Source organism: Streptomyces sp. NPDC028928 (assembly GCF_055564915.1).
In genome coordinates, this window is the sequence record NZ_JBVHVI010000008.1 from 76,246 (window position 1) to 94,937 (window position 18,692).

The window sequence follows — 18,692 nt, forward strand, 5'->3', positions numbered from 1 at the left end:
GGCGAGCCTTCCCCCGCGCGGCCGTAGGGGTCGTCGGTGTTCCGCGTGCAGCACCGTCGTCAGCCTCCGTCTCCACCCGCACTCGTCCTCCGTACAGGTACGGGGAGAAACGCCGGTGTGCTCACCAGGTCGGACGGGCCGTCACTCCGCCGTCCACCACCAGGTCGTGGCCGGTGACCCAGGAGGCCAGCGGGGAGGCCAGGAAGACGCAGGCGTCGGCGACGTCCTCGGGGCGGCCCAGGCGGCCGGTGGGGGCGGCGGCGAGCCAGCGGTGTACGCCGTCCGGCCAGGCCTCCGCCAGACCGGGCCGGTCGATGAGGCCGGGCGAGACCGTGTTGACGCGGATGCCGTCGCGGCCGTACTCCAGGGCGGCCGCGCGGGCGTGCATGACCACGGCCGCCTTGGCCGCGCTGTAGTGGGCGTGGCCGGGCGCCGGGTGGCCGGCCTCGATGGAGGCGATGTGGGTGATGGTGCCGCCGCCGTGGGCGCGCATGTGGGCGGCGGCCGCCTGGGTGCAGGCGAAGACGCTGGTGAGGTCGGTGTCGACGACCGTGCGCCAGTCACCCGCCGTCATCTCCGCCAGGGGCTGGACGGGTTGGACGGCCGCGTTGTTGACGAGCGCGGTGAGGCGGCCGGCCGACCAGGCCGTCGTCTCCTCGATCAGACGGTGGCAGGCGGCCTCGTCCGTCAGGTCCGCCTGGAGTACGACCGCCCTGCCGCCCGCCGCCCGGATGCGCTCGGCCACTTCGGTGGCCGCGGCGAGCGCCGTACGGCAGTGCACGGCCACCGCCGCGCCCTGCTCCGCGAACCGCAGGGCGATGGCGCGGCCGATGCCGCCGCCCGCGCCGGTCACCAGGGCGGTCTGTCCGTCGAGCAGGGGAGGCGTGGGCGGCGGTGTCATGGGCGGCAGAGTTCCGTGATCCGGGCGGCCTCGGACGGGTAACGCGCCGTGAGGTCGGCCGCGTTGCCGTGTTCGTAGTCCGCGTAGGTGAATCCGGGGGCCATGGTGCAGCCGAAGAACGTCCACGCGCCGCCCTCGGCCACCCGCGCGCCCATCCAGGTGCGGGCCGGCACGGTCAGCTGGGGCTGCTGTCCGGAGCGCAGGTCCGGGCCGAGGACGGGGGTGCGGGTGGTGCCGTCGGGGGCGAGGAGCAGGAGGCGGAGCGGGTCGCCGAGGTAGAAGTGCCAGGTCTCGGCGGAGGGCAGGCGGTGCAGGGCGGAGAAGTCGCCCGCGGTGAGCAGCGCCACGATGGCGGTGCCCTCGGGGCGGCCGTCGGGCCGCTCGGGCCCGGCCCAGGTACGCCGGAACAGGCCGCCTTCGCGGGGGATGGGTTCGAGGCCGTAGTGCGCGATCAGCTCGTCGGGCGTCGTCACTCGGGGAAGGCTACCGCCCGCTCCAGGAAGGCGAGTTGAGCGTGCTTCTCCGGGAGGTACACGTCGGGCAGGTCGACCTCGGGGAGGACTACGGCGGGGCCGCGCCGGAAACCCTGGCGTTCGAAGCGGGCGATCGCCTTGGCGTTGCGCACGTCCGGGTCGACGACGATCCGCCGGCGGTCCAGGACCAGCAGCGCGTACGCCGTGACCGCCTCCAGCAGCGCGGAGGTCCAGCCGGGGTGCGCGCCGCCGGGGCCGGCGGGGGCGAGGAGGAGGTGCACGCCGAGGTCGCCGGGGCGGACGTCGTAGCACTCGCCGACCCGGTCGGCGGCGGGCTCGTACGTCTGGAACAGGGCGGCCGGTTCGCCGTCCTTGGTGACCAGGTGGGCGTGGTGGGTGTCGAGGGTGGCCATGTGGGCGTAGATCTCGGTGACCTGGGCCTTGGTGAGACCGTTCATGCCCCAGAAGGAGGCGCGTTCGTCGCTCACCCAGGCGTGGACCAGGTCCGCGTCGCCCTCCGGGTCCAGGGCGCGGATCCGGACGGTGCCGTAGCCGTCGATGTGCTGGACGTGCAGGTCAGTCATCGGATTCCTCGGATTCCTGGGTGGGTTCGGTGGGTTCGGTGGGTTCGGTGGGTTCGGTGGTGGTCGGCTCGGGTCGCTCGGGGGTGAGGCGGTTCCAGTCGGTGATCACCGGAGCCAGCTCTCCCTCGAGCCACAGGGGGAGTTGGTCGCGGTGGTGGGCGGCGCCGGGTACGCCGTCGGCGCCGAAGGGGACCACCCAGCGGCTGTTGTCCCGGTCGGCCAGGTCCCAGACGTAGCGGGCGGCCGGACCGCGGGCGGCGCGGTCGGTGAGGCCGGGGACGGCCGAGGCGCAGAGCACGCAGTCGTGGTCGCCGCCGAGACCGGGTCCGTCCGTCCCCTGGTCCGCCGGGTCCGCCGGGTCCGCCGGGAGCGCCTTCCAGGGGGCCAGGCGGTGGGTGGCGGACCAGGGGCCGGTCGGTGGCGCGGCAGCGACCTCCTCCAGGGCGGCGCGGACGGCTGCGGCGCGGTCGATGCCGTACAGGTCCTCGGCACGCAGGAGGTGTTCGAGGGCGTAGCCGATGCGCGGTACGAGGGCCAGCCAGGGGAGCAGGACGTCCGGGTAGGCCGGGGGCTCGGCGAGCGGGGCGAAGACCGGGTGTGCGGCGAGGTGGCGTACGACCGCTCCGCGCACCGCCGCGTACGCCGCCGCGTCGGTGCTGTCCGCCTCCATGCGGCGGTCCCAGGCCAGCAGGCGGTCGCGGAGGGCCGCGGCGGCGGGGGTGAGGGCGGTGAGGGCGGCCAGGTGGTCCAGGAGGGGTGCTGCGGAGCCGAGGTGGGTGTCGGTGTGGATCGCGGGCATGCCGTCGGCGGTCCAGGTGCGGCGCGCGTCGAGCAGGGCGCGGATGCGGGCGGCGCGGTGGGGTGGGGCGAACTCGACGCCGAGGGGGGTGGCCAGGCCGCGGGCGTTGGCCATCACCGCGATGCCGTCGTCGTCGGCGGGGTGGGCGTACGGCGTCTGGTGCGCGCCGTGCCACTCGTGGCCGGGTTCCCAGGCGGGGACCGGGGCGAGGCGGTTGGCCTCGGCACGGGCGGGGACGTGGCCGGCGACCCGGTGCAGGGTGCCTCCGGCGGTGTCGGCGGCCTGTACGACGTTGACCGGCTCGGTCCAGGCGTCCAGGGCGCGGTCGATGTCGGCGACGGTGTGGGAGCGGAGGAGGGGGAGGAGGGCGCTGAAGCCGAGGTCTTCCGTGACGCGGGGTGGGTAGCGGAGGGCGAGCGCCTCGGCTCCGCCTTCGGCCAGGAGTGTGTTCCCACCGGCACCACCCGTGCGGCTTTCGTCGCCGGGTGCGGGTGGCCCCAGCGGGGCGTCCCCACCGTCGGCGGCCTCGGGCCCGTGAGGAGAAACGGCAGCCTCCGGCCCGGAAGCGGATCCGACCGCCTCGGGCCCGGAAGCGGAATCGGCTGTCTCGGGTCCGGAAGCGGAATTGGCCATCTCGGGTCCGGAAGCGAAGCCGACCGCCTGGGCACCGCACGCTGAACCGACCGCCCCGAGCCCGGAATCGGAACCCGCCGCCTCGACACCACACGCGGAACCGACCGCCCCAAGCCCAGAAACGGAATCCGCCGTCTCGGCACCGCACGCGGAATCGGCCGGCATCGGACCGTGTGTGTGGGTCGGCTCCGTCGGGGGGTGGTCGGGGGTGCCGGCGTGCAGGCCCTGTAGGCCGCGCGTGGCGAGTGTGTCCGGGAGTTGTGGGCGGGCAGGGGGGCCGGCGGTGGTGGCCTCGAGGCCCTCCGGGCCTCCGGCTATCACCGGGCCGCGGGCCGTTTCGATGACCTCGATCTCGATGGGGGGCTCGCCCGCTATCTCCACGGTCTCCGTGTGGCGGGCGGCCCGGTGCCAGGTGCCGTCCGGGCCGAGGGCCTCGATGCCCGCGCCGGTGCGGCGCAGGCGCTCGCGGTAGAGGTCCTGGTAGTCGGCCATGGCGTTGGTGATGGCCCAGGCCACCGTGCCGGTGTGGCCGAAGTGGGCGATGCCGGGGACACCGGGCACGGCCAGGCCGACGACGTCGAACTCGGGGCAGGAGAGGTGGATCTGCTGGTAGACGCCGGGGTCTTCGATGAAGCGGTGCGGGTCGCCGGCGATGAGGGCGTGGCCGGTGGCGGTGCGGGCGCCGGTCAGCAGCCAGCCGTTGCTGCCCGCCGTACCGGGCCCGTCGGTGGCGAACAGGCCGACGGCCCCGGGAGCGAGGTGCCGTATCGCCTGCTCGCGCCAGAGCTTGGCCGGGAAACCGGCGAACAGGATGTGCGTGGCGAGCCAGACGCCGAGCGGTGTCCAGGGCTGCCAGCGTCCGGGGGCCAGGCCGGTGCGGGCGAACTCGGGGGCGCGGCGGGCCCCGGCGGGCAGGCCCTCGTTGACCCCGTCGACGTACGCCCGTACCCAGTCCGCCGTCTCCGGATCCCGGCGTTCCAGCGCGGCGAAGCAGCGGCGGGCGGTGTCGTCGAGCCGTGCGCGGCGGGCGAAGACGTCCCAGGAGAGGGCGTCGGCGCCGAGGAAGGAAGCGGAGGTGCCCTGCGCGCGGTGGCGCTCGACCTCCAGTTGCCAGGCCCGGTCGTGGGCGGTGACGCGGCCCTGGGCACGGGCGAGTTCGCGGGCGCTGGACGCCCGGAGGTGGGGGATGCCCCAGGCGTCGCGGTAGGTCTCGGTGTTCACCCGGGAATCTCCCTGTGCTCTGATGCTCTCTACTGTGCTTTAGGTTAGCCTTGCCTAAGTTTTCTGTGGCGGAATCGTACGCGAGCGGTGGAGGGGTCATGGGGCAGGGGCGGGGTTGGGAAGGAGCGGTCCTCAGACTGCTGCGCGCCAAGGACTTCGTACTGACGGTGCTCGACGCGGAGGACGTGACCCCGCACTACCGGCGGCTCCGGGTCGGCGACGGCGGACTGCTCGCGGCGACCGGCGTCCACCCCACCATGTGGGTACGGCTGTGGTTCTCCGCCGACGGCCGCCCGCACCAGCGCGCCTACACCCTGGTCGACCCCGACCCGGCCGCCGGCACCTTCGGGCTGGAGTTCGCCCTGCACGAGGGCGTGGCCTCCGACTGGGCGCGGGCCGCGCGGCCCGGCGACACCATCGAGGCCACCGTCCAGGGCACCGGCTTCCAGCACCCCGACCCCGCGCCCTCCCACCTCGTCGCGATCGGCGACCCGGCCTCGCTGCCCGCGATGAACTCCCTGCTCGGCGCGCTGGGTTCGGCTCCGGCGACCGTCTGGTTCGAGGGCGAGCCGACGGGGCTGCCCAGCCGCGCCGAGCCCGACCGGCACGAGATCCGGGCGGTGCCGCGCCGGGACGCGGGCGCCCACCTGCTGGAACGCGTCCGCACCGAGCTGCCCGCCGTACTCGCCGGCACCCCGGACCCGTACGTCTGGATCGCCTGCGACACGGCGACCACCCGCGCCCTCGCCTCCTACGTCCGCAAGGACCTGGGCGTGCCGAAGCAGCGGGTGCACGCGCTGGGGTACTGGCGCGCGGACTGAACGAGGCACCCCGGGCCCACAGGCAGGCAGGACCGAACAAAGGCCCAGCGGCAGCCGCGCGCCCCGAGCCGGACCGGGCGAAGCGCACCACTGCGCGCGCAACGAGCAGCCCGCCCCCGGTGACTGGGCGGGCGGAGCCGCCTCACGCGCGGGATCATCGACGCATGGACGTCACCCTGCACCTCGCCCAGGACCCCGCGGCCGACGCACTGCTCGGGCGCTCCCCGCTCGCCGCGCTGACCGGGATGCTGCTGGACCAGCAGATCCCGATGGAGTGGGCGTTCAAGGGGCCCCGGACCATCGCCGACCGGCTCGGCACCGCAGACCTGGACGCGCACGACATCGCGGCGATGGACCCGGAGGCTTTCGCCGCGCTGCTCTCCGAGAAGCCCGCGGTGCACCGCTACCCCGGCTCGATGGCGAAGCGGATCCAGCAGCTGTGCCAGTACCTCGTCGAGCACTACGACGGTGACGCGGAGGCGGTCTGGCGGGGCGTCGGCAGCGGGTCCGAGCTGCTGCGGCGGCTGGAGGAGCTGCCGGGGTTCGGCAAGCAGAAGGCGCAGATCTTCCTGGCCCTGCTCGGCAAGCAGCTCGGGGTCGCCCCCACGGGCTGGCGGGAGGCCGCCGGCGCCTACGGCGAGCCCAAGTCCTTCCGCTCGGTCGCCGACATCACCGGCCCCGAGTCCCTGGCCAAGGTGCGCGCCCACAAGCAGGAGCTGAAGGCGGCGGCCAAAGCGGCCAAGTCCGCCACGTCCGCCTCCGCGAAGACCGCGAAGACCGCGAAGTCCGCGAAGTCCGCGAAGTCCGCGAAGAAGTAGGGACGCCGGGGCGCTGCCCCACCACCCGTCCGGCCCACCCCGCTGGCCCACGCCTCCCGGCCGGTCCAAGCATGGGGCATGACCGACATACCGAGCAGCGGTCCGGAGCGGGACCGTGCGTACGACGACCGGCGGGTCCACGCGGCGGAGACACCCCGCGGCCATCCCACGGCGGAGCCCCACGGCCGGCACGAGCCGGAGCCGCCGTTCGAGGGCCCCCTGCACGCCCTGTCCCGGGCCGCCTGGCAGGTCGTACTGGTCACCGGGATCGGCTCGCTGGTGCTCGGCGTCCTGGTGCTGGTGTGGCCGGGCGCCTCCCTGTTCGCCGCCGGGGTGCTGTTCGGTCTCTACCTGGTGTACTCCGGGATCCTCCAGCTGGTCTCCGCGTTCGGCACGCACCGGGCGACCTCGCTGCGGGTGCTGGCGTTCATCAGCGGCGCGCTGTCGATCCTGCTCGGCCTGTTCTGCTTCCGCGGGCCCATGCAGTCGATCCTGCTGCTCGCCCTGTGGATCGGCATCGGCTGGCTGATCCGCGGGATCACGCAGACGCTGGCCGCCCTGCACGACTCCCGGATGCCCGCCCGGGGCTGGCAGATCCTCCTCGGGATCCTGGCCTTCGTCGCCGGGATCGTCCTCATCGACTCGCCGTTCGAGTCGGTCGCGGTGCTGACCCTCGTCGGGGGCATCTGGCTGGTCGTGGTGGGCCTCGTGGAGATCGTCACCGCGTTCGGCATCCGCGGCCGGGCCCGCCATGTGCCGCAGGCCCTGTGACCGCCGTCAAACCCACGCCCCGCGGGTACGCCGAGCGGGCGGATCTCGCGCCCGGCGTGCTGCCCCGCCCGTCCGCCCGGGGGAAACAGCAGCCGTGAGCAGGATCAGGAGCACGCCCCGGAGCCGTACCTGGCTCCGCGTGCTCGTGCTGCTCCTCGCCCTGTGGGTGCCCGGCGCCCACGTACCGGCCCAGGCCGCCCCGGACCTCGTCGTGGCCGCCGAGACCGCCGAGCAGGACCTCCTCGACACGGCGCTACGGCCGCCCGCCCGGGCCCTGCACCGGGCCGACGTACCCGAGCGCCCCGCGCCCCTGCACGGTCCGGCGCCCGCCCGCCCGGCGGCCCGCCCGTGCCCCGCCGCGCCGCGGACGCCGTACACCACGCCCCTGCTGCGCACGGTGGTCCTGCGCTGCTGACGGACCCGCGTCCCCGCGAGGTCAGTCGGCTCGACGCAAGGAGCACCACAGCCATGCCCAAGGATCCCTACGCCGTCCTGCGCGCCCTGCTGCGCGCGGAGGCCCGGCGCGGTACGTCCCCCAGGCCGGAGCAGCGGACACCGGAAACCCAGCGATCACCCGAGCGACGGGACCGCTGACCGGCAGCCGGCCGGCACCGGCGGAGGCGGCTGCCGCCTCCGCCGGGCGGTGCCGAGCCCGCGGGCGGGCGGCACCCGACCGCGCGTGCGCCGGCTCTCGGTCCACAGCCTGTGCACAACGGTCGCGGAGCGCGAAGGCGCGGACCGCCTGACACCTCGCCGGACCGCTTCCGCACCCGGTCGTTCTCCTGTCCCGGCCCCGCGATGCCGGACAGGTCGCCTCTTCTCGTTCCCGTAGTAGCCCGTATGCCGGAATTGCTCCATCTTTTCCGGCGTCGCACTGCCCCGCCATGGCTGCGCCCGGAACGTCTTGACCGGTAGGCTTTCCGTGTGATCTTCAAGCGCATCGGAAACGGCCGGCCGTACCCCGACCACGGCCGGGAGAGCACCCGGCAGTGGGCGGACGTCGCGCCGCGCCCGGTCCGCCTCGATCAGCTCGTGACCACCAAGCAGCAGCTCGATCTGGAGACCCTGCTGGCGGAGGACTCGACGTTCTACGGCGACCTCTTCGCGCACGTCGTGAAGTGGCAGGGCGACCTGTACCTGGAGGACGGCCTGCACCGCGCGGTCCGCGCCGCCCTCCAGCAGCGCCAGGTGCTGCACGCGCGCGTGCTCGAACTCGACTGACCCGGCGCGGCACGGCCGTTGGCCCTTTCGGGTTCCGCTGAGCGGCATCGACTGATCATCTGATAGGCATCGCCGCTCGGGCGCACTACGCTGCGCCCATGAGCATGCTGACTCCCCCCGGCATGGGCGGCCAGTACCGGATCACGGGGAGCAAATACCCTCGGATGCGTCCGCCCCGGCGACACGGCAGGCTCATGGCCGCCGTGGTGGCATCCGTCGCCGTGCTCGGTCTGATCGGCTGGGGCACCCTGCAGCTCATCGACGTCTTCACCGGCGGCGCCGGCGACTCCACGGCGACCGGCCCGGCGGCCCGCTGCCGCACCAAGGCCGCGGCGGCCGCCGCGACCCAGGCCGAGCCGCTCCCCGAGCCCGGCCGGATCACCGTCAACGTCTACAACGCCACCAAGCGCACCGGGCTCGCCAAGAGCACCGCGGACGAACTGAAGAAGCGCGGCTTCAGGATCGGCGCCGTGGGCAACGCGTCGAAGCAGTACGACAAGAAGGTCAAGGGCACCGGGATACTCCTCGGCTCCCCCGCGGCCCAGGACACGACACTCCGCGTCCTCGCCACCCAGCTCACCGGCGCGGACCAGCGCGCCGACACCCGCAAGGGCACCGACCTGGACCTCATCATCGGCGACGCCTTCAAGGGCCTGACGAAGCCGGCGGCCGCGGAACAGGCACTGACGACCCTGACCGAACCGCAGCCGACGGCCACGACGAAGAAGAGCTGCTGAGGAGAGCCCGGGGGCGCGGGGAACTACTCGGCGGCGCCGTAGAGCCGGTCCCCCGCATCGCCCAGCCCCGGCACGATGTACCCCAGCTCGTTGAGGTGGTCGTCCACCGCGGCCGTGACCACGGTGACCGGCGTCCCCGCCAGCTCCCGCTCCATGACCTCGACCCCCTCGGGCGCGGCCAGCAGCACCACGGCCGTCACGTCGTCCGCACCGCGCTTGATCAGCTCCTGGATCGCCGCGACCAGCGTCCCGCCCGTGGCCAGCATCGGGTCGAGGACGTACACCTGACGGCCGGAGAGGTCCTCCGGCATGCGCGAGGCGTACGTGGACGCCTGCAGCGTCTCCTCGTTGCGGATCATGCCAAGGAAACCCACCTCGGCGGTCGGCAGCAGCCGGACCATGCCGTCCAGCATGCCGAGACCGGCCCGCAGGATCGGCACCACCAGCGGCCGCGGACGGGCCAGCTTGACGCCCGTGGTCCGCGCGACCGGCGTCTGGATGTCGACGGCCTCGGTGCGCACGTCCCGCGTCGCCTCGTAGGCGAGCAGGGTGACCAGTTCGTCGGCGAGCCGCCGGAAGGTCGCGGAGTCGGTGCGCTGGTCGCGCAGCGTGGTGAGCTTGTGAGCGACCAGGGGGTGGTCGACGACATGGAGACGCATGCCCCTAACGGTACCTGCGCCGGACCTCACCCTCGCGCTGGCGTCAAACCGGCCATCCGGGGGAAAGTGGGAGGGGACGTGAGTGGGGTGGTGTGACGTGTCCGACCTGCCTGACCCGCCCGCGGACGCCTCCGGGACCACCGGCGACACGGCCGGCCCCGCCGCGCGGTCCGCGCGGTCCGATCCCGACAAGCCCGAGACCGAGACGGAACGCCGGCGGCGCCGCGCCCAGTTCCTACGCGATCTCGCCGAGGCCCGGGAGCTGCGCGCCCGGGTCCAGCCCCGGCGTGCCAAGGCCGCCCGGCTGCGCCACGCGATGCGTATGCGGACGTTCCGCTGGTAGCTCCGGTTGGCCCAGCGGGCCGCCGCCGCGCCGCGGAAGTTCCCCGGCCGCACCGGTGTTGGTGAGGTGGGGCGTGCGTGAGCGTGCGGAAAAGCCGCGTACGATCCGCAGGTGGCGGCAATGAGCGCGCTGGTGAGCCGATCACGGATCCACGATCGAAACAGCCAGACACAGGGAGCCGAAGACGTCCCCTGGACGCCTTGTTTCTGTCACGATTCCGAGTGGGTGGGGCTCGGAGCCCAGCTCTCTCCGCCCAAGTACCTCCGCCGGGGGGACCCCCAACCGGCACGCCTATGACCAGTGGGAGAGTCACGGTGTACTTCGCCGCACTGCTCGCGCGCACCGAAGACGGGTGGGAAGCGAGCGACACAGAGCTCGACGATGTGGAGACCCTGTCGGATCTGGCCGACCTGGCCCGGGAAGCCTCTCCCGACGAGGACACGGTGCTCGTCCTGATCGAGCAGGAGGACGCCTGGTTCGGCGTCGTCCGCGTGGACGGCGAGGACGACCCTCGCATCTACGTCTCGGACGCCGCCGCCGCCCAGCGCAGCTCCTACGGGGAGCTGCTGCTCACCGACGAGCTGCTCGGACGGGAGCCCGGCGCGGACGACGGCCCGGACCTGGACGCCCTGGACCTCGACGGCACCGAGGACGGGGACTCCGAGGACGACGAGGAGGAGGAGGGCGCCGACACCGACGCGGTGCCGCACAGCCCGGTGGGCGACAGCGAGATCCTCGACGACCTGGGCATCAGCGAGAAGGAGCTGCGCGCCCTGGACGCCGATGACGCGCTGAACACGATCGCCGAGGCCCTGGGTGCCTCGGAGGTGCTGGAGACCGTCCGCTGACCACGCCACAGGACCCGCTGCTCCCGGAACAGCTCCCGGAGCAGCTCCCGCAGCAGGGCGCGCCGGACCCGGTGAGGGACCCCTGGCGGGCCGCGATGCGGCTCGCCCTCACGGAGGCCGAGCTGGCCGTCCGGGGCGGGGACGTCCCCGTCGGCGCCGTCGTGCTGTCCCCGGACGGTACGACGGTGCTCGGTGCCGGGCACAACGAGCGCGAGGCCACCGGCGATCCCACGGCCCACGCGGAGGTCCTCGCGATCCGGCGGGCGGCGGCCCGGCTCGGGGAGTGGCGGCTGACCGGCTGCACGCTCGTCGTCACCCTGGAGCCCTGCACGATGTGCGCGGGCGCGCTCGTCCAGTCCCGGGTGGACCGGGTGGTCTACGGCGCTCGGGACGAGAAGGCGGGCGCGGCCGGCTCCCTGTGGGACGTGGTGCGCGACCGGCGGCTCAACCACCGCCCGGAGGTCATCGAGGGCGTGCTCGCGGCGGACTGCGCCCGCCTCCTCACGGAGTTCTTCCGGGACCGCTGAATACCGATTTCAAACCTCGGGCCCCTGTGCTGTAAGGTCTCCCTCGGTAGCGTGTCCGAGCGGCCGAAGGAGCTCGCCTCGAAAGCGAGTGTGGCGCAAGTCACCGAGGGTTCAAATCCCTCCGCTACCGCTGTAGAAGGGCCCCGTCCATCGGACGGGGCCCTTCGTGCGATCATCTACAGCCCGGGACAGTCAGCGACAGGACAGTCAGCGTCAGGGGGAGGCCGCGATGGCGGTGAACGCCAAGAAGATCGCCGTGTACGTGCTCGTGGTCTTCGCGCTGTACGTGATCATCACGGACCCGGCCAAGGCGGCCGACTACGTCCAGATAGGCTTCGAGGGCATATCGGACGCGGCCAAGGCCATCGGCGACTTCATGACCTGGGTCGCCAACGGAGGAAAGAGCTGAGGTACACCCCATGATCCGCCACCTGGTCCTCTTCAAGCTCAACGAGGGCGTCGAGCGCGACGACCCCCGGGTCGTGGCGGGCGTGGAGGCCTTCCGGGCCCTCGGCGGGCAGATCGAGGAGCTGCGTTTCTGGGAGTGCGCCTGGAACATCAGCGACCGGCCGATCGCCTACGACTTCGCGATCAACTCGGCCGTCGAGGATGCCGACGCCCTCAAGCGCTACCTGGAGCACCCGGCCCACCAGGCGGGCGTCGCGCTCTGGCGCGAGTTCTCCACCTGGGTGATCGCCGACTACGAGATCGACGGCCAGTAGCCCCTGGCCCCGCACTCGCAGCAGCCCCCCGCCGTAACCGGCGGGGGGCTTTTTACGGCACTGCTTACCCCAATTCATCACCGTTTGAACCACAACACGGGGTTATCGGGTGCTTGCACACAGTGCACATGTCTTGTGATGCTATGACCGCTTTTGACGGATGATTGACCGATGAAGAGGTGGCGTTGACCGTGTCGGCCAGTACTGCGCCGCCCCAGGAAGAGGCGCCCACTCCGACCCCACCGGCCCCCGAGAAGCGCCGCGGTGCCGACACCCGGGCCCTGACCCAGGTGCTGTTCGCCGAGCTGAAGGAGCTCACCCCCGGCACGCCGGAGCACAACCGGGTGCGGGGGGCGCTGATCGAGGCGAACCTCCCGCTCGTGCGCTACGCCGCCGCCCGCTTCCGCTCCCGCAACGAGCCGATGGAGGACGTCGTCCAGGTCGGCACCATCGGCCTCATCAACGCCATCGACCGATTCGACCCGGACCGGGGGGTGCAGTTCCCGACCTTCGCGATGCCCACCGTGGTCGGCGAGATCAAGCGGTACTTCCGGGACAACGTCCGCACGGTCCACGTCCCGCGCCGGCTGCACGAGCTGTGGGTGCAGGTCAACAGCGCGACCGAGGACCTGACCACGCTCTACGGCCGCTCGCCGACCACCGCCGAGATCGCCGACCGGCTCCGGATCAGCGAGGACGAGGTGCTCAGCTGCATCGAGGCGGGACGGTCGTACCACGCCACCTCGCTGGAGGCCGCCCAGGAGGGCGACGGGCTGCCCGGCCTGCTGGACCGGATCGGTTACGAGGACCCGGCCCTGGACGGCGTGGAACACCGCGACCTGGTCCGCCATCTCCTCGTCCAACTCCCGGAGAGAGAACAGCGAATCCTCCTTCTGCGCTACTACAGCAATCTCACCCAGTCACAGATCAGCGCGGAACTCGGCGTCTCCCAGATGCACGTCTCACGCCTGCTCGCCCGTAGCTTCCAACGGCTGCGTTCGGCAAATCGGATCGACGCGTAGCGGCAGCAGACCCTCTGCCTCCTGATGCATAGCGGGCGCACGGAAGCACGGCCCGAACGCCACTGCATCGCAAGCCCGATCGAGCGGTAACCTGCGCGAGCGAATCGCTCACCAGGGCAGTTGCCGACAGTTGGGCCCCGAAATACCGTCAGCCCCCTTGTTTCCAGGGGCGATTCGGATCTCACATGTCGACATGTCGGTACAGAGCGTTGCCGACATGTGACATTCTGCGGGAAGCGCGTTTGCCGTGGCTCCGGCTCCGGTATTCAGGTGAAGGCTGCGTTGCTCGAAAGAGACGGCGCCGCCGCGACCGTCCCGCGACCCAAAGGGGGTGGCATGTCCGCAGACCAGGGCAGCTCGAAGGTGCTGACGCCCACGAAGAGCGAGGCAGCGCCCAAGGAGCTCGACGCTCTCGACGTCCTCGACGGCTTCGAGGGTGTCACGGCCCTCGAAGCCGTGCCGTCCCCGGCCGTCGACGCGGCCGCCGAAGCTGTCCCGGCCGCGCAGGCCACGGCGAACATCGACACCCGCACCCTGTCCCGCTCGCTGTTCCTGCGCCTGGCCGCGCTGGACCAGGACAGCCCCGAGCGGGCCTACGTCCGGGACACCCTGATCGAGCTGAACCTCCCGCTGGTCCGCTACGCGGCGGCGCGGTTCCGCTCGCGCAACGAGCCGATGGAGGACATCGTCCAGGTCGGCACCATCGGCCTGATCAAGGCGATCGACCGGTTCGACTGCGAACGGGGCGTGGAGTTCCCGACCTTCGCGATGCCGACGGTCGTGGGCGAGATCAAGCGGTTCTTCCGCGACACCTCGTGGTCGGTGCGGGTCCCGCGCCGGCTCCAGGAACTGCGCCTGGCCCTCACCAAGGCCAGCGACGAGCTGTCGCAGAAGCTGGACCGCTCCCCCACGGTGACGGAGCTGGCCGCCGTGCTCGGCGTCTCCGAGGAGGACGTGGTCGACGGCCTCGCGGTCGGCAACGCCTACACCGCCTCCTCCCTCGACTCGCCGGCCCCCGAGGACGACGGCGGCGAGGGCTCGCTCGCCGACCGGCTCGGCTACGAGGACTCGGCCCTGGAGGGCGTGGAGTACCGCGAGTCCCTCAAGCCCCTGCTCGCCAAACTCCCGCCCCGGGAGCGGCGGATCATCATGCTCCGCTTCTTCGCCAACATGACCCAGTCCCAGATCGGCGAGGAGGTCGGCATCTCCCAGATGCACGTCTCCCGGCTGCTGACCCGGACACTGGCGCAGTTGCGGGACGGGCTGATCTCCGACTGAGCGCGCCCCTTCGGGGCACGAGGCTTCCCATCTGACGGTACGTCAGCCACCATGACCGGATGCTGCGTACCGGGATGCTCACGGCAGTGCCGGCGGCCGTCGTCTGTCTGGGCGGGGTGCTGGTCGCGTGCGGCGGCGGTCCGGGCGGCGGTTACACGGCGGTCGGCGCGGGGCAGGGCGGCCCGACGGCCGTGGCGCCGACCGGGTCGGTGACCCTGGTGCCGCTCGACCGGCAGCCGCGCGGGACCGACTCCGCGGCACCGGCCCGCTCCGGCACCCCCCGCTCAGCCCCGCCGACACCGACACAGGCATCGACGCCGAGACCGGCATCGACACCGGCCGTCGAGGTCACCTCCGGCACGCCACGACCCGGCGGCGGTCCGGACGGCCGTACGACACCGCCCGCCGCCTCGCCGAGCCCCGCTCCGAGCCGTACGGCGCCTGCGCCGGCGCCCGCCGACCTCTCCTGGGGCGACCCGGCGACCGAGGCCACCGACAGGCGCTGGTGTCAGAAGGTGACCGTGGGCTTCCACAACTCGGGCGGGACGGCGGTGCGTTCGGGGTCGGTGACGTTCGGCACGCACATCATCGGCGCGCTCGGCGTCGACTGGGGGACGGTCGAGTCGACCGTGGAGCTGCCGGTGCCCCTCGCGCCGGGTGCGCACAGGAGCCCCGCGTGGACGGTGTGCGTCGATGCCTGGCGGGTGCCGCTCGGCATGCACATCGAGACGCGGGACGTCTCCGTCGAGTGGGACTGAGCCCTACTTCACCGCCAGCCAGGCGACGCCCGCGATCACCGCAAGCGCGACGATGACGCCGATGATCAGACCGACCCGGGGGCCGGACGAGGCCGCCTGCTGCTGCCGGCCCTGGGGGGCCTCGTCGACGAACGCGCGGAACATCTGGGTGCTGCCTGCGGGGTCGTAATTGCCCTGGGGGCCCTGGGTGTTAGCCATGCCCCGAGACCCTAGCGAATCCCGGTGACCGACCCAAGTGCGGGGCCACCGGGACAGACGGGGGCACGACACCCGCACCCACCTGCATGTTTACGATCGCAATACTTGCCTTTGCCAAGTTTTTGCGCCGCTCACCACCCTGTTTGTTTGCCTTCAGCAACCAAACAGTCCTATGGTTGCCCCAAGCAACGAATACGGGAGGTGTGATGGCCGAGCGGACGCAGTTCGAAGAGCTGGCGCGTCAGCTCAGTGCCGTCGGAGCCGTGAAACGGGACATGGGGCGGATCCTGCCGCCCGACTGCCCGGCCGGCTCCGCCGCCGTGCTGACCCTGCTCGGCCGCCACGGCGACATGCGCATGAGCAAGCTCGCGGAGCTGCTCGCCGTGGACATGTCGGTCACCAGCCGGCATGTCGCGCACGTCGCCGCACGCGGCTGGATCGAGCGGCACCCGGACCCCGCGGACAAGCGCTCGCGCATCCTGCGCCTGACGCCCACGGGCCTGGACCAGCTCGACGAGCTGTCCCGGCGGACCACGCATCTGCTCGCCGAGCGGCTCGCGGACTGGACCGACGAGGACGTCGGCGAGCTGATCCGGCTGATGACACGCCTGCGCGCGTCCTTCGGCGACTGCCGCTCGGCCCCGCTCCGGCTCCCCGAACCCGTAAGTGAAGAGACCACCCGTACACCCGCAAGCACGTAAGAAAAGGAAGCCCATGGCAACGACCACACCAGCCGGTGTGCGGGCTCACGCCAAGCACGGGGGAGGCTCCCACGGCGATGCCCCGATGACGCACCGGCAGATCATGGAGGCCCTGTCCGGGCTGCTGCTCGGCATGTTCGTGGCGATCCTGTCGTCCACGATCGTCTCCAACGCCCTGCCGGAGATCATCGGGGACCTCGGCGGCGGTCAGTCCGCCTACACCTGGGTGGTCACCGCGGCCCTGCTGTCGATGACCGCGGCCACTCCCCTGTGGGGCAAGCTCGCCGACCTGTACAGCAAGAAGGCGCTCGTCCAGATAGCCCTGGTCATCTACGTGGTCGCCTCGATGGCGGCCGGCCTGTCGCAGAACCCCGCCATGCTCATCACCTTCCGGGTGTTCCAGGGCATCGGCGTCGGCGGTCTGTCCGCCCTGGCGCAGATCGTCATGGCCGCGATGATCTCCCCGCGTGAGCGCGGCCGGTACTCCGGCTATCTGGGTGCCACCTTCGCCGTCGCCACCGTCGGCGGCCCGCTGCTCGGCGGTGTCATCACCGACACCTCCTGGCTGGGCTGGCGCTGGTGCTTCTACGTCGGTGTCCCCTTCGCCGTCATCGCCCTGATCGTGCTGCAGAAGACCCTGCACCTGCCCGTGGTCAAGCGGGAGGTCAAGGTCGACTGGGGCGGCGCGTTCTTCATCTCCGCCGCCGTCTCCCTGCTGCTGATCTGGGTCACCTTCGCCGGTGACAAGTACGACTGGCTGTCCTGGCAGACCTACGCGATGGTCGGCGGTTCGATCGTCCTCGGCGCGCTCTTCGTGCTCGTCGAGTCCAAGGCGAGCGAGCCGATCATCCCGCTGCGCCTGTTCCGGAACCGCACCATCACGCTGGCCTCGCTGGCCTCGCTGTTCGTCGGTGTCGCGATGTTCTCCGGCACCGTGTTCTTCAGCCAGTACTTCCAGCTGGCCCGCGACAAGTCCCCGACCATGTCCGGCGTCATGACCATCCCGATGATCGGCGGTCTGTTCGTCTCCTCGACCGTCTCCGGTCAGCTGATCACCCGCACCGGCCGCTGGAAGGCGTGGCTGGTCAGCGGTGGCGTCCTGGTGACGGCCGGCCTGGCCCTGCTGGGCGGCATCCGGTACGACACCGAGTACTGGAAGATGGCGCTCTTCATGGCGCTGCTGGGTCTCGGCATCGGCATGATGATGCAGAACCTGGTGCTCGCCACGCAGAACCAGGTGGCGCCCTCGGACCTCGGCTCGGCCAGCTCCACGGTCACCTTCTTCCGCTCCCTCGGCGGTGCGGTCGGCGTCTCCGCGCTGGGTGCCGTGATGTCCCGCCGGATCACCCACTACGTCGAGGACGGCGTCTCCGCGCTGAGCCCCAAGTACCAGGCCGCCCTGGCCCACAGCTCGGGCTCGACCGACAGCATCCCGGACATGGACAAGCTCCCGGCGCCCATCCGGACGCTGATGGAGAGCGCCTACGGCCACGGCATCGCCGACGTCTTCCTCATCGCCGGCTGCCTCGCCGCCGTCGCCTTCCTGATCACGCTGTTCATCAAGGAGGTCCCGCTGAAGACCAAGGGCGCGCTCGCCCAGGCCACCGAGGGCGACACCCCGGCCGAGTCCGAGGCCCCGGCCGCCGTCGAGGCGACCACCGGGGTTCCGGCCCAGGAGAAGGTGCCCAGCTGGGCCACCCCCGTCCTCGGCGAGAACGGCACCGCGGCCACCGCGGCCACCGCGGCCACGCAGCTGAGCGCCGTCGCCACGATCGCCGAGCCCGGCTCCACCGGCGGCACCCCGGTGCACGGCTACGTCCGCGGCGCCGAGAGCGCCCCGGTCCCGCAGGCCGCGGTCACGCTGATCTCGCTGTCCGGCCGGCAGCTGGGCCGCTCGGTCGCCCAGGCCGACGGCTCCTACATCCTCGACGCCCCCGGCACCGGGTCGTACGTCCTGATCGCCTCCGCCGACGGCTACCAGCCGCAGGCCTCCACCATCGTGGTGGGCGAGGAACCGCTGTCGTACGACATCCTGCTCAGCGGCACCAGCGGGCTGACCGGTGTGGTCCGGGCCGCCGGGAGCGCGCTGCCGGTCAAGGACGCGATGGTGATCGTCACCGATGTGCGCGGTGACCTGCTGGCCACCGCCGCCACCGGGGAACAGGGCGACTTCGCCCTCACCGACCTGGTGCCCGGCACGGTGACCGTCGCGGTCAACGCGAGCGGCTTCCGGCCGCGCGCCCTGCCGGTCGAGGTCGGCGCCACCGGCGTCACCCGCGTCGAGGTCGACCTGGACGCCGGCGCCCGGCTCCAGGGTGTCGTCCGGGCCCCGCACGGTCCGCTGGCCGACGCCCGGGTGACCCTCGTCGACCAGGCGGGCAACGTGGTCGGCACCGCCACCACCGGTGCGGACGGGGCGTACGCCTTCACCGACCTGGACGGCGGCGAGTACACCGTCATCGCGACCGGCTACCCGCCGGTGGCCACCGCGCTGACCGTGTCCGGCCCCGGCGTCGACGGCCACGACATCGAACTCGCCCACCCCGGCGAGTAGTTCACACCCCGGGCCGGGGGGGGGGGGGGGGGGGGGGGGGGGGGGGGGGGGGGGGGGGGGGGGGGGGGGGAGACCGCGTGTGTGGATTTTGGAGGGGGAGAGA

At 72.5% G+C, this 18,692-nt stretch carries 23 protein-coding genes and 1 tRNA gene; 18 read left to right on the forward strand and 6 right to left on the reverse strand.

Features of this window, described 5'->3' with window-relative positions; translation table 11 throughout:
- Window positions 1-121: 121 nt before the first annotated feature.
- Genes ACZ4U1_RS20140 through ACZ4U1_RS20155 form a run of 4 tightly spaced genes read right to left on the reverse strand, consistent with a single transcriptional unit; the run spans window position 122 to window position 4,611 of the window.
- Window positions 122-901: an SDR family NAD(P)-dependent oxidoreductase gene (locus tag ACZ4U1_RS20140; RefSeq protein ID WP_467904831.1), complete on the reverse strand. Its 780-nt coding sequence runs from the start codon at window positions 899-901 to the stop codon at window positions 122-124.
- Entirely contained in the window at window positions 898-1,374 is a 477-nt protein-coding gene (locus tag ACZ4U1_RS20145) for a cupin domain-containing protein (protein WP_467904833.1), read from the reverse strand. Before ACZ4U1_RS20145 ends, ACZ4U1_RS20140 begins: the two co-directional genes overlap by 4 nt.
- Complete coding sequence (locus ACZ4U1_RS20150; protein WP_467904834.1) at window positions 1,371-1,958, reverse strand: GNAT family N-acetyltransferase; 588 nt, start codon at window positions 1,956-1,958, stop codon at window positions 1,371-1,373. The genes ACZ4U1_RS20145 and ACZ4U1_RS20150 overlap by 4 nt, the downstream gene beginning before the upstream one ends.
- Complete coding sequence (locus ACZ4U1_RS20155; protein ID WP_467904836.1) at window positions 1,951-4,611, reverse strand: penicillin acylase family protein; 2,661 nt, start codon at window positions 4,609-4,611, stop codon at window positions 1,951-1,953. Before ACZ4U1_RS20155 ends, ACZ4U1_RS20150 begins: the two co-directional genes overlap by 8 nt.
- Window positions 4,612-4,709: 98 nt before the next feature.
- On the opposite strand from ACZ4U1_RS20155, the gene ACZ4U1_RS20160 reads away from it, so the two are divergent.
- The 7 genes from ACZ4U1_RS20160 to ACZ4U1_RS20190 all read left to right on the forward strand — a co-directional run bounded on the left by ACZ4U1_RS20160 (window position 4,710) and on the right by ACZ4U1_RS20190 (window position 8,979).
- Window positions 4,710-5,432: a siderophore-interacting protein gene (locus ACZ4U1_RS20160; protein WP_467904837.1), complete on the forward strand. Its 723-nt coding sequence runs from the start codon at window positions 4,710-4,712 to the stop codon at window positions 5,430-5,432.
- Window positions 5,433-5,596: 164 nt separating this feature from the next.
- Window positions 5,597-6,250, forward strand: coding sequence for an HhH-GPD-type base excision DNA repair protein (locus ACZ4U1_RS20165; protein ID WP_467904839.1), 654 nt, complete (start codon window positions 5,597-5,599; stop codon window positions 6,248-6,250).
- A gap of 78 nt (window positions 6,251-6,328) precedes the next feature.
- A complete protein-coding gene (locus tag ACZ4U1_RS20170; RefSeq protein ID WP_467904841.1) occupies window positions 6,329-7,021 on the forward strand; it encodes an HdeD family acid-resistance protein in 693 nt (230 codons plus the stop codon).
- A 94-nt stretch (window positions 7,022-7,115) separates the two neighbouring features.
- Complete coding sequence (locus tag ACZ4U1_RS20175; protein WP_467904842.1) at window positions 7,116-7,436, forward strand: hypothetical protein; 321 nt, start codon at window positions 7,116-7,118, stop codon at window positions 7,434-7,436.
- 53 nt (window positions 7,437-7,489) lie between these two features.
- On the forward strand, window positions 7,490-7,615 hold the full coding sequence (locus ACZ4U1_RS20180; protein ID WP_467904843.1) for a hypothetical protein: 126 nt from the start codon (window positions 7,490-7,492) through the stop codon (window positions 7,613-7,615).
- Between the two features lie 330 nt (window positions 7,616-7,945).
- On the forward strand, window positions 7,946-8,242 hold the full coding sequence (locus tag ACZ4U1_RS20185; protein WP_004943146.1) for a type II toxin-antitoxin system VapB family antitoxin: 297 nt from the start codon (window positions 7,946-7,948) through the stop codon (window positions 8,240-8,242).
- A 98-nt stretch (window positions 8,243-8,340) separates the two neighbouring features.
- Window positions 8,341-8,979: a LytR C-terminal domain-containing protein gene (locus ACZ4U1_RS20190; RefSeq protein ID WP_467904844.1), complete on the forward strand. Its 639-nt coding sequence runs from the start codon at window positions 8,341-8,343 to the stop codon at window positions 8,977-8,979.
- Window positions 8,980-9,002: 23 nt separating this feature from the next.
- Here ACZ4U1_RS20190 and upp read toward each other — a convergent pair whose 3' ends face one another.
- Window positions 9,003-9,638, reverse strand: a complete 636-nt coding sequence (gene upp, locus ACZ4U1_RS20195; RefSeq protein ID WP_103817752.1) for a uracil phosphoribosyltransferase — start codon at window positions 9,636-9,638, stop codon at window positions 9,003-9,005.
- A gap of 97 nt (window positions 9,639-9,735) precedes the next feature.
- Between upp and ACZ4U1_RS20200 the strand changes: the two genes are divergently transcribed.
- The 9 genes from ACZ4U1_RS20200 (at window position 9,736) to ACZ4U1_RS20240 (ending at window position 15,136) form a co-directional block, all read left to right on the forward strand.
- A complete protein-coding gene (locus ACZ4U1_RS20200) occupies window positions 9,736-9,981 on the forward strand; it encodes a hypothetical protein (protein ID WP_467904846.1) in 246 nt (81 codons plus the stop codon).
- Between the two features lie 314 nt (window positions 9,982-10,295).
- The gene (locus tag ACZ4U1_RS20205; RefSeq protein WP_467905281.1) at window positions 10,296-10,829 is read left to right on the forward strand and encodes a tRNA adenosine deaminase-associated protein; all 534 of its coding nucleotides are present in this window, start codon (window positions 10,296-10,298) and stop codon (window positions 10,827-10,829) included.
- A gap of 95 nt (window positions 10,830-10,924) precedes the next feature.
- On the forward strand, window positions 10,925-11,356 hold the full coding sequence (gene tadA / locus ACZ4U1_RS20210) for a tRNA adenosine(34) deaminase TadA (RefSeq protein WP_467905282.1): 432 nt from the start codon (window positions 10,925-10,927) through the stop codon (window positions 11,354-11,356).
- A gap of 45 nt (window positions 11,357-11,401) precedes the next feature.
- Window positions 11,402-11,486 (forward strand) — tRNA-Ser (locus ACZ4U1_RS20215).
- Between the two features lie 99 nt (window positions 11,487-11,585).
- Window positions 11,586-11,765 carry a hypothetical protein gene (locus ACZ4U1_RS20220; protein WP_031164587.1) on the forward strand — a complete coding sequence of 60 codons (180 nt, stop codon included), beginning with the start codon at window positions 11,586-11,588 and terminating at the stop codon, window positions 11,763-11,765.
- 10 nt (window positions 11,766-11,775) lie between these two features.
- Entirely contained in the window at window positions 11,776-12,078 is a 303-nt protein-coding gene (locus ACZ4U1_RS20225; RefSeq protein WP_388320519.1) for a Dabb family protein, read from the forward strand.
- 185 nt (window positions 12,079-12,263) lie between these two features.
- Window positions 12,264-13,100 (forward strand): RNA polymerase sigma factor SigF, encoded by an 837-nt coding sequence (locus tag ACZ4U1_RS20230; protein WP_467905284.1) that lies wholly within the window; start codon window positions 12,264-12,266, stop codon window positions 13,098-13,100.
- A gap of 336 nt (window positions 13,101-13,436) precedes the next feature.
- Window positions 13,437-14,378 carry an RNA polymerase sigma factor SigF gene (locus tag ACZ4U1_RS20235; RefSeq protein WP_467904847.1) on the forward strand — a complete coding sequence of 314 codons (942 nt, stop codon included), beginning with the start codon at window positions 13,437-13,439 and terminating at the stop codon, window positions 14,376-14,378.
- A 59-nt stretch (window positions 14,379-14,437) separates the two neighbouring features.
- Window positions 14,438-15,136: a hypothetical protein gene (locus ACZ4U1_RS20240; protein WP_467904848.1), complete on the forward strand. Its 699-nt coding sequence runs from the start codon at window positions 14,438-14,440 to the stop codon at window positions 15,134-15,136.
- Window positions 15,137-15,139: 3 nt separating this feature from the next.
- Here ACZ4U1_RS20240 and ACZ4U1_RS20245 read toward each other — a convergent pair whose 3' ends face one another.
- Window positions 15,140-15,334 (reverse strand): hypothetical protein, encoded by a 195-nt coding sequence (locus ACZ4U1_RS20245; protein ID WP_356146594.1) that lies wholly within the window; start codon window positions 15,332-15,334, stop codon window positions 15,140-15,142.
- 206 nt (window positions 15,335-15,540) lie between these two features.
- Between ACZ4U1_RS20245 and ACZ4U1_RS20250 the strand changes: the two genes are divergently transcribed.
- Together ACZ4U1_RS20250 and ACZ4U1_RS20255 are read left to right on the forward strand one after the other, a co-directional pair.
- Window positions 15,541-16,035 carry a MarR family winged helix-turn-helix transcriptional regulator gene (locus ACZ4U1_RS20250; RefSeq protein ID WP_467904850.1) on the forward strand — a complete coding sequence of 165 codons (495 nt, stop codon included), beginning with the start codon at window positions 15,541-15,543 and terminating at the stop codon, window positions 16,033-16,035.
- A gap of 85 nt (window positions 16,036-16,120) precedes the next feature.
- The gene (locus ACZ4U1_RS20255; RefSeq protein ID WP_467905285.1) at window positions 16,121-18,589 is read left to right on the forward strand and encodes an MFS transporter; all 2,469 of its coding nucleotides are present in this window, start codon (window positions 16,121-16,123) and stop codon (window positions 18,587-18,589) included.
- Window positions 18,590-18,692 lie beyond the last annotated feature (103 nt).

What these genes read in the sequence shown, in the direction of transcription:
- ACZ4U1_RS20225 (WP_388320519.1), top strand. Translation starts at nt 11,776, where the DNA reads ATGATCCGCCACCTGGTCCTCTTCAAGCTCAACGAGGGCGTCGAGCGC.
- ACZ4U1_RS20140 (WP_467904831.1), bottom strand. Translation starts at nt 901, where the DNA reads ATGACACCGCCGCCCACGCCTCCCCTGCTCGACGGACAGACCGCCCTG.
- upp (WP_103817752.1), bottom strand. Translation starts at nt 9,638, where the DNA reads ATGCGTCTCCATGTCGTCGACCACCCCCTGGTCGCTCACAAGCTCACC.
- ACZ4U1_RS20240 (WP_467904848.1), top strand. Translation starts at nt 14,438, where the DNA reads ATGCTGCGTACCGGGATGCTCACGGCAGTGCCGGCGGCCGTCGTCTGT.
- ACZ4U1_RS20255 (WP_467905285.1), top strand. Translation starts at nt 16,121, where the DNA reads ATGACGCACCGGCAGATCATGGAGGCCCTGTCCGGGCTGCTGCTCGGC.
- ACZ4U1_RS20190 (WP_467904844.1), top strand. Translation starts at nt 8,341, where the DNA reads ATGAGCATGCTGACTCCCCCCGGCATGGGCGGCCAGTACCGGATCACG.
- ACZ4U1_RS20180 (WP_467904843.1), top strand. Translation starts at nt 7,490, where the DNA reads ATGCCCAAGGATCCCTACGCCGTCCTGCGCGCCCTGCTGCGCGCGGAG.
- ACZ4U1_RS20170 (WP_467904841.1), top strand. Translation starts at nt 6,329, where the DNA reads ATGACCGACATACCGAGCAGCGGTCCGGAGCGGGACCGTGCGTACGAC.
- ACZ4U1_RS20160 (WP_467904837.1), top strand. Translation starts at nt 4,710, where the DNA reads ATGGGGCAGGGGCGGGGTTGGGAAGGAGCGGTCCTCAGACTGCTGCGC.
- ACZ4U1_RS20235 (WP_467904847.1), top strand. Translation starts at nt 13,437, where the DNA reads ATGTCCGCAGACCAGGGCAGCTCGAAGGTGCTGACGCCCACGAAGAGC.
- ACZ4U1_RS20150 (WP_467904834.1), bottom strand. Translation starts at nt 1,958, where the DNA reads ATGACTGACCTGCACGTCCAGCACATCGACGGCTACGGCACCGTCCGG.
- ACZ4U1_RS20165 (WP_467904839.1), top strand. Translation starts at nt 5,597, where the DNA reads ATGGACGTCACCCTGCACCTCGCCCAGGACCCCGCGGCCGACGCACTG.
- ACZ4U1_RS20220 (WP_031164587.1), top strand. Translation starts at nt 11,586, where the DNA reads ATGGCGGTGAACGCCAAGAAGATCGCCGTGTACGTGCTCGTGGTCTTC.
- ACZ4U1_RS20250 (WP_467904850.1), top strand. Translation starts at nt 15,541, where the DNA reads ATGGCCGAGCGGACGCAGTTCGAAGAGCTGGCGCGTCAGCTCAGTGCC.
- tadA (WP_467905282.1), top strand. Translation starts at nt 10,925, where the DNA reads ATGCGGCTCGCCCTCACGGAGGCCGAGCTGGCCGTCCGGGGCGGGGAC.
- ACZ4U1_RS20245 (WP_356146594.1), bottom strand. Translation starts at nt 15,334, where the DNA reads ATGGCTAACACCCAGGGCCCCCAGGGCAATTACGACCCCGCAGGCAGC.